Origin of the sequence: Streptomyces albicerus (assembly GCF_008905045.1) — a bacterium.
Taxonomy (GTDB): Bacteria; Actinomycetota; Actinomycetes; order Streptomycetales; family Streptomycetaceae; genus Streptomyces; species Streptomyces albicerus.
Genome location: NZ_VWMY01000029.1, coordinates 63,678 through 81,201 on the forward strand (window position 1 = coordinate 63,678; position 17,524 = coordinate 81,201).

The following is a 17,524-nucleotide window of genomic DNA, read 5'->3' on the forward strand; positions in this document are numbered from 1 at the left end:
CGACGGACATACTGATCACCAGTGCACCGTAGGGAACGAATGAATCGCGTGGACCCCATGGACCCGATGGACCCGGTGGGCCTCAGGGACGAGATCTCCGAGCGCGCCGACGCGTACGCGGCCGCGCCGTTGCTCAACTGTCTCCTGCGGGAGGTGGCGGACCCCGCCCGTCTCCCGGGGGAGGCCGGGGAGCCGGGCGTCCACCGCCTGCGGGCGAGCGGGCGGCTGCTGCGGGTCCGCGACGGACGCAGGCCCGCCGGGCCCGAGGTGTGCGCCGACGGCGCCTGGCACCGGCTCACCCACGCCGAGCTGGTCAAACTCACGGCGGAAGAGCTGCGCGACCACACCGGCGTAGCCAACTCCGAACTGCCCGGCGAGATGCTCGACAGCCGGGACGCGGTGGCCGCACTGCTCACCGCCCGCGCCCACGCGACTCGGCCGGACGACCCGTACCTGCGCTCCGAACAGTCCCTGATCATCGGGCACCCCTACCACCCCGCGCCCAAGGCCCGCGGCGGCGGCCCCGTCGCCGGCTGGCTGCCGTACGCGCCCGAGGCGTACGCCCGCTTCCCACTGACCCTGCTCGGGTTGCGCGAGGACACGGTCGTCGAGGAGGGCGACACAGCGGCGCTCGACACACTGGGCGAGGCCCCGCCCGGCTACCGGCTGCTGCCCGCCCATCCCTGGCAGCTCGACCTGGTCGGCCAGGGCCTGGGCGAGGCCTTCGCGGACGGCCGCCTGGTGCTGCTGGGCCACACCGTGCACGCCGTCCTGCCCACGGCCGCCATTCGCACGGTGTACGCCGCTGAGGACGACCTGTTCCTCAAGTTCAGCCTCGACGTGCGCATTACGAACGACATCCGCCGTCTGTGGCGCGACGACCTGCTCAAGCTCCGCCGCACGGACGAGGCGGTGACATCCGCCTTCGCGGCGCTGCGGGACGGTGCGGCGGCGCCCGCCGGTCCGGGTGGGCGGGGGTCCGCCGCCTGGCTGAGCGACCGCGGCTACCGCACGGCCGACTTCGCCTTCGAGGAACTGGCCGTCCTCGTCCGTGACGGTCTCCACGGCCATGTCCTCCCCGGCGCGACCCCGTTCCTGGCCGCCGCCCTGGCCGAGGGCTTCGAGGGCAGCCCGCTCGACACCCTCGCCGACCCGGCGGCGTGGTGGACGGCGTACCTGCGTCAGGTCGTGCCGCCGGCCCTGGAGGTCTTCGCACGGCACGGTGTCGTCCTGGAGGCGCACCTTCAGAACACGGTGGTGGCGGTGGACGCCGCAGGGCTGCCCGTCCAGGCCCTGTTCCGGGACGCGGAGGGCGTGAAACTCCTGTCGGACGTGTCACGGGCGGCGGGCTGGGAACGGTTGGTGTACACCCTGATCGTGAACAACCTGACCGAGATCGCGGCCGCACTGACGGAACGCCACCCCGGCTTCGACCCGTGGCCCGCCGCCCGGCGAGAGCTGACGCGCCACGAGATCCCCGAAGCCGCCGGTCTCCTCACCTCACCCACCCTCCCCGGAAAGACGAATCTCCTGCTGCGGTGGACGGGCGCGGACGGAGCGGACGCACGGTATCTGCCGCTGGCCAACCCGCTCCGGGAGACGGCCGGCGCCGTCTCCTAGGCGGTCGTGCCGCCCCGGCCGCCTCCAGCGCCGCCGGCGCGTCCACGCCGAAGTCGGAACGGGAGCGAGCGTGAACCCGTGCTGTATCCGAGGATCCGTGATCGTGCCCGCGGGGGCGGCGGGCAGAAAATACCGGTCAGCCGCGCGAGCGGCTGAATTACAGTGGCCGGTGTGCTGCGCGAAGTGACCGCCGATCGATACGTGACCCCGCTGAGGGCGGGCGGCTCCGTGCCCGGCGTCGTCGAGGCCGATGACCTGGGGACGTACGTCGTGAAGTTCACGGGCTCGGCGCAGGGGCGCAAGGCGCTGGTCGCCGAGGTGATCGTGGGGGAGCTCGCGCGGGCACTCGGGCTGCGGTTCCCCGAGCTGGTGCTGGTGCACTTCGACCCGGCGGTCGCCGAGCACGAGCCCCACCAGGAGGTCCAGGACCTGCTGCGCGCCAGCGCCGGGCTCAACCTCGGCATGGACTATCTGTCGGGCGCCCATGACTTCACGCCGGAGGTCGCGGAGACGTTCGCCGTCGATCCGCTGGAGGCGGGCCGGATCATCTGGCTGGACGCCCTCACGGTCAACGTGGACCGCACGACGCACAGCTCGAACCTGATGATCTGGCCCACGCTCGGCGTCGCGCCCCCGCGGCTGTGGCTGATCGACCACGGTGCGGCCCTCGTCTTCCACCACCGCTGGGACGCGTCGGCACCGGAGAAGGCGTACGACTTCCGGCGGCACGCGCTCGGCGGGTACACCCCGGACACCCGGGCGGCGGACGCCGAGCTCGCTCCCCGGGTGACCGAGGAGCTCCTGCGCGAGATCACGGGGGAGGTGCCGGACGCCTGGCTCGCCGACGAGCCCGGCTTCGCGACGCCCGACGAGGCCCGCGAGGCGTACGTCGCCTACCTTCGCGCGCGTGTGAAGGCCTCCGCGGCCTGGCTCCCCACGGACTTCCCCAACCGTGAACAGCTCGCCGCCGAGGACGCACACCGTGCGGCGAAGACCCAGGAAGGCCGGCCGAACTGGCTGAAGCGGGTCCCCGACCTGCACGGCAAGCCCGCGGCCGAGCAGGACTGGTCCGTGCACCTCGAAAGGAAGCCCTGACCCCGTGACCGCTCCGACTTCCCCGAACTCCCCGGCGGCCCTGCACCGCGTCCAGATCGAGTACTGCACCCAGTGCCGCTGGCTCCCCCGGGCCGCCTGGCTCGCACAGGAACTCCTCACCACCTTCGAGCAGGAGCTGACGGAGCTCGCGCTCAAGCCGGGCACCGGCGGCGTCTTCGTCGTACGGGTCGACGACGAGGTGATCTGGGACCGCCGAGAGCAGGGCTTCCCCGAGCCGACGGCCGTGAAGCGCCTCGTACGCGACCGAGTGGCCCCGGAAAAGTCCCTGGGCCACTCGGAGAAGTAGGACCTCGGCGGCTCGGCCGACGCAGTGACCGCTCAGCCGACGAAGTGACCGCTCAGCCGGCCAGCTGCTCGTACGCCGGCAGTGTCAGGAAGTCCGCGTAGTCCTCGTCGAGGGCGACCTTCAGCAGCAGGTCGTGGGCCTGCTGCCAGTTGCCGGCCGCGAAGGCCTCCTCGCCGATCTCGGCGCGGATGTCGGCGAGTTCCTCGGCGGCGACCTTGCGGGCCAGCTCCGGTGTGGCCTTCTCGCCGTTCTCGAACTCGACGCCCGCATTGATCCACTGCCAAATCTGCGAGCGCGAGATCTCGGCGGTGGCCGCGTCTTCCATGAGGTTGAAGATCGCGACGGCGCCGAGCCCGCGCAGCCAGGCCTCGATGTAGCGGATGCCGACCTGGACGGCGTTGACCAGTCCGTCGTACGTGGGCCTGGCGTGGAGGGAGTCGATGGCGATGAGATCGGCGGCCTTGACGTCGACGTCCTCGCGGAGACGGTCCTTCTGGTTCGGCCTGTCGCCGAGGACCGCGTCGAAGGAGGCCATCGCGATCGGGACCAGATCCGGGTGCGCGACCCAGGAGCCGTCGAAGCCGTCGCCCGCCTCGCGGTCCTTGTCGGCCTTGACCTTCTCGAAGGCGACCTTGTTGACCTCTTCGTCACGCCGGGACGGGATGAACGCCGCCATGCCGCCGATCGCGTGCGCACCGCGCTTGTGGCAGGTGCGGACGAGCAGTTCGGTGTACGCGCGCATGAACGGGGCGGTCATCGTCACCGCGTTGCGGTCCGGCAGGACGAACTTCTGCCCGCCGTCACGGAAGTTCTTGACGATGGAGAAGAGATAGTCCCAGCGGCCCGCGTTCAACCCCGAGGCGTGGTCGCGGAGTTCGTACAGGATCTCCTCCATCTCGTACGCCGCCGTGATCGTCTCGATGAGGACCGTGGCGCGGATGGTGCCCTGGGGGATGCCGACGTAGTCCTGCGCGAAGACGAACACCTCGTTCCAGAGGCGGGCCTCCAGGTGCGACTCCGTCTTGGGGAGGTAGAAGTACGGGCCCTTGCCGAGGTCGAGCAGACGCTGGGCGTTGTGGAAGAAGTACAGTCCGAAGTCGACGAGCGCGCCGGGGACCGGAGTGCCGTCGGCGTCGACGAGGTGCCGCTCGTTCAGGTGCCAGCCGCGGGGGCGCATCACGACCGTCGCCAGCTGCTCCGGGGCCTTGAGGGCGTACGACTTGCCGGTGCGCTCGTCCGTGAAGTCGATGTTCCGGGTGTACGCGTCGGTGAGGTTCAGCTGGCCGAGGACCACGTTCTCCCAGGTGGGCGCCGAGGCGTCCTCGAAGTCCGCGAGCCAGACCTTCGCGCCGGAGTTGAGGGCGTTGATGGTCATCTTGCGGTCGGTGGGGCCGGTGATCTCGACCCGGCGGTCGTTCAGGGCCTCGGGCGACGGCGCCACCTTCCAGGAGTCGTCGGCGCGGATGGCGGCCGTCTCCGGGAGGAAGTCGAGTGTGGAGGTGCGGGCGATCTCGGCGCGGCGCTCGGCACGGCGGGCGAGGAGCTCGTCACGCCGGGGCGTGAACCGGCGGTGCAGCTCGGCCACGAAGGCGAGGGCCGCGTCGGTGAGGACCTCGTCCTGCCGCGGCAGGGGCTCGGCGTCGACGATGGCCAGCGGGGACGGCGCTGGTGCGGACATGAACTGTCACTTCCTTCAGCGAGCTGACGTGAGTACACCGCGGCACTGGGTGCCAGGGGGCCCAGATGCGGCTGACAGCGCCTTGAGGGCGGTCAGGCGCTTCTGAACAGTGGATAGTAGTTTCCTCATGGTGGAAGTTCAATGATCTGTTGACGTCGAGATTCTCTGAGTCGAGGGAAGGTGGCGCTCAGTGCCACCCCGTTCACTCAAGGTGGACCAGGTCGCCTTCCGTGTCGATGTCGTACGGCTGCGCCACGTCCCCGCACTCGACGAGCACGACCTCGTCCTGGTGGGCCTTCAGGTAGGCGCGTGCCCCCCGGTCCCCGGTCGCAGTCGCGGCGATCCCCGCCCAGTGACCGGCGCCGAAGAGCACCGGATGCCCCCTCTCCCCGTCGTACGAGGCTGCCGCGAGCGACTCCTCCGACACGTACGCGGCGAGTACGCGCCCCACGGCCTCCGGCCCGATCCCCGGCTGGTCGACCAGTGCCACCAGCGCGCCCCGGACGCCCGTACCGGCCAGCGACTCCAGGCCGGCCCGCAGCGACGAGCCCATGCCCTGCGCCCAGTCGAGGTTGTCCACGAGTACACAGCCGGGCAGCACGGCCCGCTCGCGCACGGTGTCGGCCTCCGCGCCGAGGACCACATGGATCCGGGAGCAGCCGCCCGCCCTCAGTACTCCGATCGCGTGTTCGACGAGAGGGCGCCCCCGGTGGGTCAGGAGTGCCTTGGGGCGTCCACCGAGGCGCCGCCCTCCGCCGGCGGCCAGCAGCAGCCCGGCGACCTGCTCGTTGTTCTGCGTCATGCCCCCTGCATACCGGACCCGGCGCGGACGTGCCCGGGAACCGGTTCGGGCCTCATGGTGTCCGCGGACTGAATTTCGGTCCTCGGAGTGGCGCCCACCGCGCCGGGTGGCGTTTACTGGCCCGCGTCCCCGGCGCCCGACCAGCGCCACGGGATGTTGGGCGGGAGCGGAAGTCTTGCGCACAAAGGCGTGCGAGGGGGGAGAGCTGTGTTGCGGAGCTTGGGACAGAGGCCAGTGACCGGCAGCGACGAGGATCCGAGGGTGGCGGAGTTGCGGACCGCGGTGTCCAGGCTGCGCCGCGAACTCGCCGCGCACCCGGCCGAGTTCCCGGATCGCGGTATCGCCGAGGACGAGCTCGCGGCGCTCGCCGCGATGGCCGTCAGCGGTATGCCGGAGGTTCCCCGCCTGCGCCGCTCGCTGCTTCTGATAGCCGGCTCCATCGGCTCGGTCAGCGCGCTGGCCTCGGGACTCGCGGACGTGCGCAGCGCGGTGGAGCTCTTCGGGGAGCCGCCGCGGCGCTGAGGGCGCGGCCGGACAACTCCCTTGCGACGGTGGTGAGTTGGCCCGTCAGTTGAGTGCGCTCAGGCAGCCGGGCCCGAACTCGCCAGCGCCTCCGACAACTCCACCGCGACCTGCTGGAGCACGGGCACGATCCGCTCCGTCGCCGTCTCCGTGACGCGTCCGGCCGGACCTGAGATCGAAATCGCCGCGGCGGTGGGGGAGTTGGGCACGGAGACGGCGAGGCAGCGCACGCCGATCTCCTGCTCGTTGTCGTCCACCGCGTACCCGGCGCGCCGTACCTCTTCGAGCGCGGTGAGGAACTCGTCGGGCGTCGTGATCGTCTTCTCCGTCGCGGCGGGCATGCCCGTACGGGACAGGAGCGCGCGCACCTCGTCGGCCGGGACGTGCGCGAGCAGGGCCTTGCCGACGCCCGTGGAGTGCGGCAGCACCCGGCGGCCCACCTCGGTGAACATCCGCATCGAGTGCTTGGACGGCACCTGCGCCACGTACACGATCTCGTCGCCGTCGAGCAGTGCCATGTTCGCCGTCTCGCCGGTCTCCTCGACCAGGCGCGCCAGATAGGGGCGGGCCCAGGTGCCGAGCAGCCGGGACGCGGACTCGCCGAGGCGGATCAGCCGCGGGCCGAGCGCGTACCGCCGATTGGTCTGCTGGCGTACGTAACCGCAGGCCACGAGCGTGCGCATCAGACGGTGGATGGTGGGCAGCGGCAGCCCGCTGCTCGCGGAGAGCTCGCTCAGGCCGACCTCGCCGCCCGCGTCCGCCATCCTCTCCAGCAGGTCGAAGGCGCGCTCGAGGGACTGGACGCCACCGCTGGCGGCAGCTGGCTTGGCGTCGGTGGCGCTGGCGCTGGACGTCGGCACGGGCGGTCCTTTCAGGCGGGCAGACGGGAAGCCTACCCGGCGGTTGGTTGACTGCACGGCTCGGTGTGGTTACGTTCTGCTTGGTGGAAGTGTAATTCCGCTTTGTGGAAACGTCCAGAGAGAGTCCGTGTGGCGCGCACAGTGGAGAAGTCGACTCTTGACGGCGTGGAGTGGGGAGTGAAGACTCCTTCAACAGAACGTTGAATTCCGTTACGTGGAAGTAAACGGCGGAAGGAAACGTGCGGCATAGAGAGGGGTCCGGGTGTCCGACGACGGATTGGTCGAATTGATCCTGCGCTCGACGCGCGTCATCACTCCCGAAGGGACGCGCGCCGCCTCGGTCGCCGTCGCCGCCGGGAGGATCACGGCCGTGCTCGCGCACGAAGCCGAGGTGCCCGCCGGGGCCCGGCTGGAGGACTTCGGCGACGACGTCCTGCTGCCCGGCCTGGTCGACACCCACGTGCACGTCAACGATCCGGGCCGCACGGAGTGGGAGGGCTTCTGGACCGCCACACGCGCCGCGGCGGCCGGCGGCATCACGACGCTGGTCGACATGCCCCTCAACTCCCTTCCGCCGACCACGACGGTCGACCACCTTCGTACCAAGAAGGACGTCGCCCGGTCCAAGGCGCACATCGACGTCGGCTTCTGGGGCGGCGCGCTGCCCGACAACGTCAAGGACCTGCGGCCGCTGCACGACGCCGGCGTCTTCGGCTTCAAGGCGTTCCTGTCGCCCTCCGGCGTCGACGAGTTCCCCGAACTGGACCAGGATCAACTCGCCCAGTCCCTGGCGGAGATCGCCGGATTCGGCGGGCTGCTGATCGTGCACGCCGAGGACCCGCACCACCTCGCGGCGGCTCCTCAGAAGAGCGGCCAGAAGTATGCCGACTTCCTCGCCTCACGGCCGCGCGACGCCGAGGACACCGCCATCGCGAACCTCATCGCACAGGCCAAGCGCCTACAAGCGCGCGTCCACGTGCTGCACCTGTCGTCGAGCGACGCACTGCCGCTCATCGCCGCCGCCAAGGCCGAGGGCGTACGTATCACGGTGGAGACGTGCCCCCACTATCTGACCCTGACGGCCGAGGAAGTCCCGGACGGCGCAAGCGAGTTCAAGTGCTGCCCGCCCATCCGCGAGGCCGCCAACCAGGATCTGCTGTGGCAGGCGCTGGCCGACGGCACGATCGACTGCGTGGTCACCGACCACTCCCCGTCGACGGCCGACCTGAAGACCGACGACTTCGCGACCGCGTGGGGCGGCATCTCCGGACTCCAGCTCAGCCTGTCCGCCGTCTGGACCGAGGCCCGCAAACGCGGGTACGGACTGGAGGACGTGGTCCGCTGGATGTCCTCGCGCACGGCGCGGCTGGTCGGTCTCGACGACCGCAAGGGCGCCATCGTGGCCGGCCATGACGCCGACTTCGCGGTCCTCGCGCCCGACGAGACCTTCACCGTCGACCCCGCCGCGCTCCAGCACCGCAACCGGGTCACCGCGTACGCGGGCCGGACCCTGCACGGTGTCGTCAAATCCACCTGGCTGCGCGGCGAACGCATCGTGGCCGAGGGCGAGTTCGCGGAGCCGAGGGGGCAACTCCTTTTCCGGCAGCCGTAGTTCGTACCCGAAGTTCATGAACGCCCCGCACCCGCAGCGGCCGACCCCCGAAAGGCAGACCTGATCACCGTGACGGCGCAGCACCCATCCCCCGTGGCCCGCTTCACCGGCGACGCGAACCCGTACGGAGGCGGCGACCCGTACGCGGACCACCGCAGCGCCGACTTCCCCTTCACCCAGTACGCCAACCTCGCCGACCGGCAGCTCGGCGCCGGGGTCATCGCCGCCAACGACGAGTTCTTCGCCCAGCGCGAGAACCTGCTCCTGCCCGGGCGGGCCGAGTTCGACCCCGAGCACTTCGGGCACAAGGGCAAGATCATGGACGGCTGGGAGACGCGGCGCCGGCGCGGTGTCTCCGCCGAACATCCGTGGCCCACGGCCGACGACCACGACTGGGCGCTCGTCCGCCTCGGCGCGCCCGGTGTCGTACGCGGCATCGTCGTCGACACCGCCCACTTCCGCGGCAACTACCCGCAGGCGGTGTCGGTCGAGGGAACCTCGGTGCCCGGGTCCCCCTCCCCGGAGGAGCTCCTCGCGGACGACGTGAAGTGGACAACTCTCGTACCCCGTACGGCGGTCGGCGGCCACGCGGCCAACGGCTTCGCCGTCGACGCCGAGCAGCGCATCACCCACCTCCGCGTCAACCAGCACCCCGACGGCGGCATCGCGCGCCTCCGTGTGTACGGCGAGGTCGTGCCGGACCCGAAGTGGCTGTCCGTCCTCGGCACCTTCGACGTCGTCGCCCTCGAGAACGGCGGGCAGGTCGAGGACGCGTCCAATCTCTTCTACTCGCCCGCCACCAACACCATTCAGCCCGGCCGCTCCCGGAAGATGGACGACGGGTGGGAGACGCGGCGGCGGCGGGACCAGGGCAACGACTGGATTCGCTACCGGCTCGTCGAGCGGTCCGAGGTCCGGGCGATCGAGATCGACACGGCGTATCTGAAGGGCAACTCGGCGGGGTGGGCGTCGGTGTCCGTCCGCGACGGCTCCGACGGCGAGTGGACGGAGGTCCTTCCCCGGACCCGCCTCCAGCCCGACACGAACCACCGGTTCGTCCTGCCGTCCCCGGCCGTCGGCACGCACGCGCGCGTGGACATCTTCCCGGACGGAGGCATCTCCCGTCTGCGGCTGTTCGGATCCCTGACGGAGGAGGGGGCGGGGCGGTTGGCTGCGCGGCATCAGGAGCTCGGGGGCTGAGGAGGGGGTTTTCCCCCAGACCCCCGCTGAAAATCAGCCTCTCCGGCGTTTGAGGAGCGGGGGTTCGGGGGCCGGCCCCCGACGGGGTCTGGGGCGGAGCCCCAGGGGACGGGAATGGGTAGGGGCGGCGGGGGCGAAACCCCTCCGCACGGCGTCAGGCCGCATGCCCCCCGTCCACCGAGAACTCCGCCCCCGTCACGTACGCCGCCTCAACCCCCGCCAAATACGCCACCACCGACGCCACCTCATCGACCGTCCCGAACCGCCCCACCGCCGTCATCGCCGCCTGCCCCGCCGCATACGGCCCGTCGGCCGGATTCATGTCGGTGTCGATCGGCCCAGGGTGGACGATGTTCGCCGTGATCCCACGCTCACCCAACTCCCGCGCGAGGGCCTTCGTCAGCCCGACGAGGGCCGACTTGCCGGTGGCGTACAGGGTGCCGCCAGGACCGGGCACGCGCTGCGTCATGCACGTACCGATGGTGATGATCCGGCCGCCGCGCCCCATACGGGAGGCCGCCGCCTGGGAGGCGAGAAAGACGCCTCGTACGTTCACGGCGAGGACCCGGTCGATGTCGGCGAGGGAGAAGGAGTCCAGTGGGCCGAGCAGTCCGACGCCCGCGTTGTTGACCAGGACGTCGAGCCCTCCGAGCCCCTCCGCCGCGCGGCTCACGGCGGCCGCCGCCTCCTCCGCGTCGGCGGAGTCCGCGCGGAGGGCGAGCGCCCGCCGCCCCAGCGCCTGGATCCGGCCCACGACATCGTCCGCGGCCTCCTTGTCGCGCACATAGGTGAACGCCACATCCGCGCCCTCCCGGGCGAGCCGCACGGCCGTCGCCGCGCCGATGCCACGGCTGCCGCCGGTCACCAGGGCCACTGTTCCGTTCGCTGTTCCGTCCGCTGTTCCGTTCACGCCTGCTTGTGAGGTCATGGGTCCATCCCAGCGGCCCGGTCCCCGGAGTGCTGGCGGCGAACGGACACCGAGGTCACCGGGCTGCCCTCCGGCCTCCGGCCCTCCGGGCAGCGGAGGCCGGCCTCAGACGGCACGGGCGGCGGCATGGGCGGCATGCCGCGCCAGGCAATGGGCCCGGCACGGCCACACAGGTCGACCGGCACGCGCGCGCGTGGTTCGCGGAGAAGGACGCCTTCGTGGCGGCCGAGTCCACCGCCCACGCCCACTGCCTTCCATGGCGGAAGGCCGGCCGCAGCGGTGGCGGGGGCTTCGTTCCTGGAGAGGCCTCCGAGGAGGGCATCCATTACGGGGTGGAGAGCGTTGCCAACGCGCGCAAGAAGACCCGGGGCGGCGACAAGCAGGGCTCGGCCAGGGCTCGGCCAGGGCTCGGCCAGAGCCCGGCCGACGGGCTGTTCTCGACGCACGCGGAACAGTTCCACCTGCGGCGACCGATGAGTTGCGGGTGCCGAGAGGGTCTGAGCTGATGACAGGACACCCCCACTTTCGGAATAAGTCATTCGAAAGCAGTCGTTCGAAAGAAGTCACACGCCATGGCCAAGCTCACTCTCACCTCTTTCGTCACCCTCGACGGCGTCTACCAGGCCCCGGGCGCCCCCGACGAGGACCGCCGCGACGGCTTCGAGCACGGCGGCTGGAGTTACCCGTACAACGACGAGGACTTCGGGCAGTTCATCACCGAGGTCTTCGGCCGCGCGGGCGCATTTCTGCTCGGCCGCCGCACGTACGAGATCTTCGCCGGGTTCTGGCCCAAGGTCACCGACCCGGCCGACCCCGTCGCGGGGAAGCTCAACGCCCTGCCCAAGTACGTCGCCTCGTCGAGCCTCACGAAGCCGGAATGGGCCGGCACCACGGTGATCAGCGGCGACCTCGCCAAGGAGGTCACGGCCCTCAAGGAGAACACCGAAGGTGAGCTCCAGATCCACGGCAGTGGCGCCCTCGCCCAGTCCCTCCTGGCGCTCGGCCTCATCGACACCGTGCACCTGCTGTCCTTCCCCGTCGTACTGGGCACGGGCCGCCGGCTCTTCGCCGAGGGCGCCGTACCGACCGCGTTCAAGCACGTCGGGGCGCGCGTCACGAGCACGGGCGTCGCCATCCACACGTACGACCTGGCAGGACGCCCGGAGTACGGCGCGTTCGAACTCCCGGAGCAGTCCGCGTAGGGCTCCCGGAAGAGTCCCCGCAGGGCTCGTGGAACGGACCACTGGAACGGACCACGCGGGTCGGACGCGACGGCCCGCGGGGACTGTGCGAACGCGCCGTGCCGCAGGTTAACGCCCGGAAAATTCATCCGACTTGCGGGACGAAATCACTGTCCTTGACATTGACATGCCATGGTCTACGCGCGTCATGCTAAGGGCATGAGATTCCCCCCACGCACCACTCGCATCGGCGCTCTGGTCGCCCTCACGTCCGCCCTGTTCATCGGCGGCGCCGCCACGGTTCCCGCGAACGCGGCGCCGGCCGCCGTGGGCAGCATCTGCTACGGCTCGCTGCCGTCCCAGGCGCACGACACGCTCGACCTCATCGAGTCGGGCGGTCCGTTCCCCTACCCCCAGGACGGCACCGTCTTCCAGAACCGGGAGGGCATCCTGCCCTCCCAGAGCACCGGGTACTACCACGAGTACACGGTGAAGACGCCCGGCTCGTCCACGCGCGGTGCGCGTCGCATCGTCACCGGTGAGGAACAGCAGGAGGACTACTACACCTCCGACCACTACGCCTCGTTCAAGCTGGTCAACTACAGCTGCTGACGCTCATCCGGACTTCTGGCTCTCGGCGGCCGCGAACAGCGCGATCGACAGCACCAGCAGCCCGATGCTCGCGTAGATCTCGCGGCCGTCGAAGAAGTCCAGCCGTTGTACGAGGCCCCAGCCGCGCAGCCAGCCGGTGAACTCGTACACCAGGCCGGCCACGCCCTGAATGAGGGCGATCACACCGAGAATCTCCAGTAACTGCTTCATACAAGGATCCTCGCCCCGCGGACCCCCCACGCCATCGGCCGCGGGGCGAGGTATGCCCGACTGAAGTGCGGGATGGGACCGGCGGGGCTGCGTCCAAAGTCTGCCGCGCTCCGACTTTGGTAGATGATCAGGTGCGAGAGGCGGTGCGCGCGGGCATCGATGCGTAGATTTGTCGGCTGTGAGTACTCCGCCGCTGCCGAAGCCCCCGCCCCTGCCAGGGCGCCGGTGGTTTCTGCCGTCGGCCATCACCGCGGAGCTCGACCCGGACAACGTCGGCCCGAAGGGACGCCCGAAGCGCACCGCCCGCGACTGGGTCGTCGACTTCAGCTGTTTCCTGGTGGCCATCGCCATCGGGCTGCTCGGCGCGGACGCGTTGCCCAAGGAGCCGAACACGCCGTACGCGCTCGAAGTCGTCGACCAGTGGCTCGGCGCGTTCGCCTGCGCGGCCGTCTGGCTGCGGCGGCGCTGGCCGGTCGGCCTCGCTGTGGCGATGCTCCTGGTCGGCTTCGTCTCGAACACCGCGGGCGGAGCGGCCATCGTCGCCCTGTTCACGCTCGCCGTGCACCGGCCCTTCAAGTACGTCGCCTGGTTGGGCGGCGTCTCCATCGTGCTGTTGCCCGTCTACTACTGGGTGCGTCCCGATTCCGACCTGTCGTACATCGTGTCCGTCGCCCTCGGCGGGCTGCTGACCGTCGCTCTGGCCGGCTGGGGCATGTTCGTGCGGTCCAAGCGTCAGCTCATGCTGAGCCTGCGGGACCGGGCGCGACGGGCGGAGACCGAGGCGGAGCTGCGGGCCGAGCAGGCTCAGCGGCTGGCCCGGGAGGCGATCGCGCGCGAGATGCACGATGTCCTGGCCCATCGGCTGACCCTGCTCAGCGTGCACGCCGGAGCGCTGGAGATCCGGCCGGACGCGCCTCGGGCGGAGGTGTCGCGGGCCGCCGGGGTGATCCGGGAAAGCGCCCACGAAGCCCTGCAGGACCTGCGGGAGATCATCGGCGTACTCCGGGCGTCCGGCGACGGCGCCGACGAGAGCGGGCGGCCGCAGCCGACGCTCGCCGCACTGGAAGGGCTGGTCTCCGAGAGCCGCGAGGCCGACATGAAGGTCACGCTCGACAACCGCGTCGCCGACGCAGATGCCGCCACCGTCCCCGCCTCCGTCGGCCGTACCGCGTACCGCATCGCCCAGGAGGGCCTGACCAACGCCCGCAAGCACGCCCCCGGCGCGGAGGCCACGGTCACCGTGTCAGGGGCACCGGGCGACGGCCTCACCATCTCCGTACGCAACCCGCCGCCGCCCGGCGACGTCCCCCACGTCCCCGGCTCCGGCCAAGGCCTCATCGGCCTCACCGAACGGGCCACGCTCGCGGGCGGACACCTCGAGCACGGCCCCGACGAGGACGGCGGATTCGAGGTCCGCGCATGGCTGCCCTGGGGTTGAGCTCGCCTACACACGTCGGAGCGTGAGCCGCGTGCGCCTGAGGTCAGGGCCCCGTGCGCGACTCGGCCAGGGTCACTTTCCCGCCGCGTTCCGCGGATGACGCGGCGGAAAAGCGCGCGGCCCGGTGGACAGGTGTCATTACGGTAGGCCCATGACTCCGATCCGTCTGCTCCTTGTCGACGACGACCCGCTGGTCAGGGCCGGTCTCTCCTTCATGATGGGCGGCGCCGACGACCTCGAGATCGTGGGCGAGGCCGCCGACGGCGTCGAGGTCGAGGCGCTCGTCGACCGCACACGCCCCGATGTCGTGCTCATGGACATCCGGATGCCGACCGTGGACGGTCTCGCCGCCACCGAACGGCTCAGGAGCCGCAAGGACGCCCCGCAGGTCATCGTCCTCACCACCTTCCACGCCGACGACCAGGTCCTGCGGGCGCTCCGCGCAGGCGCGGCCGGCTTCGTCCTCAAGGACACCCCGCCCGCGGAGATCCTCGACGCGGTACGCCGCGTCGCGGCCGGCGATCCCGTCCTCTCGCCCACCGTCACCCGGCAGTTGATGGCGCACGCCGCGGGCAGCGCCCTCGGCACCCGGCGCACGAGCGCCCGCACGCGCGTCGCCGCGCTCAACGACCGCGAACGCGAGGTCGCCGTCGCCGTCGGCCAGGGCCGTTCGAACGCCGAGATCGCGACCGAACTGTTCATGAGCATCGCCACCGTCAAGACGCACGTCTCCCGCATCCTCGCCAAGCTCGACCTCAACAACCGTGTGCAGATCGCCCTGTTGACGTACGACGCCGGGCTCTTGGAGGGGGAAGGCCACTAGTGCCTGTCCGGCGGATCATGCCGGACAGACACTAGCGGCCGGGCACTAGCGGCTGGGCACACGCGTTGTCAGGGGGATGGGGACGGGGGACGGGGCGGAGGGGAACGTCATGACGGCACTGATCGATCTCGGGGAGTTCGGACCGGGATTCACCGAGGACCCGCATCCCGTGTACGCGAAGCTGCGCGCGCTCGGACCGGTGCACCGGGTGCGGCTGCCGCCGCCGGTCGACCACCACGAGACATGGCTCGTCGTCGGGTACGAGGAGGCGCGGGCGGCGCTCGCGGACCCGCGGCTGTCCAAGGACGGGAAGAAGATCGGGCTCTCGTTCCTCGACGAGGGCCTGATCGGTACGTATCTGCTGACCGCGGACCCGCCGGAGCACACCCGGCTGCGCGGGCTCGTCTCCCGGGAGTTCACCCCGCGCCGTGTCGAGGCGCTGCGCCCGCGCATCCAGCAGATCACGAACGACCTGCTGGACGCGGTGCTCCCGCTCGGTCGCGCCGACCTCGTCGACTCGTTCGCGTACCCCTTGCCGCTCACGGTCATCTGCGAGCTGCTCGGCGTACCCGAGCTGGACCGGGCCGCGTTCCGTGCCATCTCGACCGAGGCCGTGGCACCCACGAACCAGGAGAGCGAGTACGCGGCCTTCGTCCAACTCGCCGCGTACCTCACGGACTTGATCGAGGACAAGCGGTGCTCCCCACCCGCCGACGACCTGCTCAGCTCACTGATCCGCACCACCGCCGAGGACGGCGACCGGCTCTCGCCCGAGGAACTGCGCGGCATGGCGTTCGTGTTGCTCATCGCGGGGCACGAGACGACGGTCAACCTCATCGCGGGCGGGGTGCACGCGCTGCTCACCCACCCCGCCCAACTCGCCGCGCTGCGGGCCGACATGACCCTCATCGACGGCGCGATCGAGGAGATGCTGCGCTACGAGGGACCGGTGGAGAACGCGACGTTCCGGTACGCCGCCGAGCCGCTCGACATAGGCGGCACGACCGTCGAGGCGGGTGAGGCGGTGATGATCGGCCTCACCGCCGCGGACCGCGACGCCCGCCGCTATCCCGACCCGGACCGCTTCGACATCCGCCGCGACGCCCGCGGCCACGTCGGCTTCGGGCACGGCATCCACTACTGCCTGGGCGCGCCGCTCGCCCGCGCCGAGGCAAGCGTCGCCCTCCGCACACTGCTGGACCGCTGCCCCGACCTGGCCCTCGACGGCCCCCCGAGCGGCTGGCTGCCGGGGATGCTGATGCGGGGGGTCCGGCACTTGCCGGTGCGCTGGTAGGCGGTGCGGACGTGGGGGAATCGGGTGGTCGGCCAGGGCGGCGGCGCGCGCCGTGGCCGGCGCCCCCGGCGCGGCATGCGGGTATGGGTGTACGGGTGTGTCCCGGGCGTGGTGCTGATCGCCTGGGCGCCCTGACGCAGGCGCGGGCCCCGGTCGCCTGGGTCCCTGGCCTAGGTCAGCCCCGGCCGCCTGGCTCCCTGACCTACATCAGCCCCGGCCGCCGGGGCGCCCTGGTGTCACGTCAGTCCCGGCCGCCCGGGATCTCCGCCAGCGACACCAACCGGCGCTCGCGCCGGGACCGTTCGCACGCCTCCGCGATCCGCAGCGCGTGCAGTGCCTCCCGCCCGTCGCACGGGTTGGCCCGCTCCCCGCGCACCACCTCGACGAACGCGTGCAGCTCCGCCTCGTACGCGGGCCCGAACCGCTCCAGGAACCCGGTCCAGGGCTTGGTCGCGGCGGGCGGCCCCGCCGGTTCCGTGGAGGCGATCGGCGTACGGTCGTCCAGCCCGACCCCGATCTGGTCCAGCTCCCCGGCCAGCTCCATGCGTACGTCGTACCCGGCGCCGTTCAGCCGAGTCGCCGTCGCCGAGGCGAGGGTGCCGTCGTCCAGGGTGAGGACGGCCGCGGCCGTGTCGATGTCGCCCGCCTCGCGGAACATCGCGGGCCCGGCGTCCGAGCCCATCGCGAACACCTCGGTGACCTCGCGCCCCGTCACCCACCGCAGGATGTCGAAGTCGTGCACCAGCGTGTCCCGGTACAGCCCGCCGGACAGCGGCAGATACGCGACCGGCGGCGGCGCCTGGTCGGACGTCATCGCGCGCACGGTGTGCAGCCGCCCGAGCCGGCCCGAGCGCACCGCCTCGCGCGCGGCCGTGTAGCCGGAATCGAAGCGCCGCTGGAAGCCCATCTGCAGGATCGTTCCGGCGGTCTCGACCTCGGTGATGGCGGTGAGTGTGCCCGGCAGGTCGAGCGCTATGGGCTTCTCGCAGAACACGGGAATCCCGGCCCGTGCTGCCCGACCGATCAGTTCGCCGTGAGCCGAGGTGGCCGCGGTGATGACCACGGCGTCCACACCCCAGGTGAAGATCTCGTCCACGCCGGGCGCCGCCGTGGCGCCCAGGCGGTCCGCGAGCCGACGCGCCCGCGCGGTGTCCGCGTCCGTGACGATGAGAGAGCCGCCGACCTCGCGGTGCCGACTGAGGGCGGTCGCATGAAATGTACCGATACGACCCGTCCCGATGAGTCCGATGCGCATGGGACCAAACTGAGGGCGGACCCTCCACCCTGTCAACGCTTTGTCCGGACAATCGAACTTCACAACTTCCCGTCATCATTCACCGGA

Annotated in this window: 18 protein-coding genes; 12 read left to right on the plus strand and 6 right to left on the minus strand. The window is 71.2% G+C overall.

The genetic code is table 11. From position 1 onward, the window contains the following. The first annotated feature begins 39 nt into the window (after nt 1-39). The 3 genes from GAS53_RS26260 to GAS53_RS26270 all read left to right on the plus strand — a co-directional run bounded on the left by GAS53_RS26260 (nt 40) and on the right by GAS53_RS26270 (nt 3,022). Nucleotides 40-1,620, plus strand: coding sequence for an IucA/IucC family protein (locus tag GAS53_RS26260; RefSeq protein WP_404829289.1), 1,581 nt, complete (start codon nt 40-42; stop codon nt 1,618-1,620). A gap of 171 nt (nt 1,621-1,791) precedes the next feature. Then, entirely contained in the window at nt 1,792-2,715 is a 924-nt protein-coding gene (locus GAS53_RS26265; protein ID WP_151480172.1) for a HipA family kinase, read from the plus strand. Between the two features lie 4 nt (nt 2,716-2,719). Beyond that, nucleotides 2,720-3,022 carry a SelT/SelW/SelH family protein gene (locus GAS53_RS26270; protein WP_151480173.1) on the plus strand — a complete coding sequence of 101 codons (303 nt, stop codon included), beginning with the start codon at nt 2,720-2,722 and terminating at the stop codon, nt 3,020-3,022. Between the two features lie 52 nt (nt 3,023-3,074). Here the strand turns inward: GAS53_RS26270 and aceB are convergent, their stop codons facing one another. Both aceB and GAS53_RS26280 read right to left on the minus strand, forming a co-directional pair. Next, nucleotides 3,075-4,700 (minus strand): malate synthase A, encoded by a 1,626-nt coding sequence (gene aceB, locus GAS53_RS26275; RefSeq protein WP_151480174.1) that lies wholly within the window; start codon nt 4,698-4,700, stop codon nt 3,075-3,077. Nucleotides 4,701-4,902: 202 nt separating this feature from the next. Continuing rightward, on the minus strand, nt 4,903-5,502 hold the full coding sequence (locus GAS53_RS26280) for a nucleotidyltransferase family protein (RefSeq protein ID WP_151480175.1): 600 nt from the start codon (nt 5,500-5,502) through the stop codon (nt 4,903-4,905). 207 nt (nt 5,503-5,709) lie between these two features. On the opposite strand from GAS53_RS26280, the gene GAS53_RS26285 reads away from it, so the two are divergent. After that, nucleotides 5,710-6,024, plus strand: a complete 315-nt coding sequence (locus tag GAS53_RS26285) for a DUF5955 family protein (RefSeq protein ID WP_151480176.1) — start codon at nt 5,710-5,712, stop codon at nt 6,022-6,024. Nucleotides 6,025-6,083: 59 nt separating this feature from the next. Here GAS53_RS26285 and GAS53_RS26290 read toward each other — a convergent pair whose 3' ends face one another. Continuing rightward, nucleotides 6,084-6,884, minus strand: a complete 801-nt coding sequence (locus GAS53_RS26290) for an IclR family transcriptional regulator (RefSeq protein WP_151480177.1) — start codon at nt 6,882-6,884, stop codon at nt 6,084-6,086. 262 nt (nt 6,885-7,146) lie between these two features. Here GAS53_RS26290 and allB point away from each other — a divergent pair, with 262 nt between their 5' ends. Together allB and alc are read left to right on the plus strand one after the other, a co-directional pair. Next, nucleotides 7,147-8,496: an allantoinase AllB gene (gene allB, locus GAS53_RS26295; protein ID WP_192583284.1), complete on the plus strand. Its 1,350-nt coding sequence runs from the start codon at nt 7,147-7,149 to the stop codon at nt 8,494-8,496. Between the two features lie 93 nt (nt 8,497-8,589). After that, nucleotides 8,590-9,696, plus strand: coding sequence for an allantoicase (alc, locus tag GAS53_RS26300; RefSeq protein ID WP_404829290.1), 1,107 nt, complete (start codon nt 8,590-8,592; stop codon nt 9,694-9,696). A 154-nt stretch (nt 9,697-9,850) separates the two neighbouring features. On the opposite strand, the gene GAS53_RS26305 is transcribed toward alc, so the two are convergent. After that, nucleotides 9,851-10,624, minus strand: coding sequence for an SDR family oxidoreductase (locus GAS53_RS26305; protein ID WP_151480179.1), 774 nt, complete (start codon nt 10,622-10,624; stop codon nt 9,851-9,853). 218 nt (nt 10,625-10,842) lie between these two features. On the opposite strand from GAS53_RS26305, the gene GAS53_RS26310 reads away from it, so the two are divergent. The 3 genes from GAS53_RS26310 to GAS53_RS26320 all read left to right on the plus strand — a co-directional run bounded on the left by GAS53_RS26310 (nt 10,843) and on the right by GAS53_RS26320 (nt 12,417). Then, on the plus strand, nt 10,843-11,130 hold the full coding sequence (locus tag GAS53_RS26310; RefSeq protein ID WP_151480180.1) for a hypothetical protein: 288 nt from the start codon (nt 10,843-10,845) through the stop codon (nt 11,128-11,130). A 66-nt stretch (nt 11,131-11,196) separates the two neighbouring features. Continuing rightward, complete coding sequence (locus GAS53_RS26315) at nt 11,197-11,826, plus strand: dihydrofolate reductase family protein (RefSeq protein ID WP_151480181.1); 630 nt, start codon at nt 11,197-11,199, stop codon at nt 11,824-11,826. Nucleotides 11,827-12,024: 198 nt separating this feature from the next. Next, a complete protein-coding gene (locus GAS53_RS26320; protein WP_151480182.1) occupies nt 12,025-12,417 on the plus strand; it encodes a ribonuclease domain-containing protein in 393 nt (130 codons plus the stop codon). 3 nt (nt 12,418-12,420) lie between these two features. Here the strand turns inward: GAS53_RS26320 and GAS53_RS26325 are convergent, their stop codons facing one another. Next, nucleotides 12,421-12,627, minus strand: a complete 207-nt coding sequence (locus tag GAS53_RS26325; protein ID WP_151480183.1) for a hypothetical protein — start codon at nt 12,625-12,627, stop codon at nt 12,421-12,423. A gap of 169 nt (nt 12,628-12,796) precedes the next feature. Between GAS53_RS26325 and GAS53_RS26330 the strand changes: the two genes are divergently transcribed. The 3 genes from GAS53_RS26330 (at nt 12,797) to GAS53_RS26340 (ending at nt 16,182) form a co-directional block, all read left to right on the plus strand. Beyond that, nucleotides 12,797-14,065: a sensor histidine kinase gene (locus GAS53_RS26330; protein WP_151480184.1), complete on the plus strand. Its 1,269-nt coding sequence runs from the start codon at nt 12,797-12,799 to the stop codon at nt 14,063-14,065. A gap of 151 nt (nt 14,066-14,216) precedes the next feature. Further along, nucleotides 14,217-14,888, plus strand: a complete 672-nt coding sequence (locus GAS53_RS26335; protein WP_151480185.1) for a response regulator — start codon at nt 14,217-14,219, stop codon at nt 14,886-14,888. A 109-nt stretch (nt 14,889-14,997) separates the two neighbouring features. After that, on the plus strand, nt 14,998-16,182 hold the full coding sequence (locus GAS53_RS26340) for a cytochrome P450 family protein (RefSeq protein ID WP_151480186.1): 1,185 nt from the start codon (nt 14,998-15,000) through the stop codon (nt 16,180-16,182). Between the two features lie 241 nt (nt 16,183-16,423). Here GAS53_RS26340 and GAS53_RS26345 read toward each other — a convergent pair whose 3' ends face one another. Further along, nucleotides 16,424-17,437, minus strand: coding sequence for a Gfo/Idh/MocA family protein (locus tag GAS53_RS26345; RefSeq protein WP_151480187.1), 1,014 nt, complete (start codon nt 17,435-17,437; stop codon nt 16,424-16,426). Between the last annotated feature and the right edge of the window lie 87 nt (nt 17,438-17,524).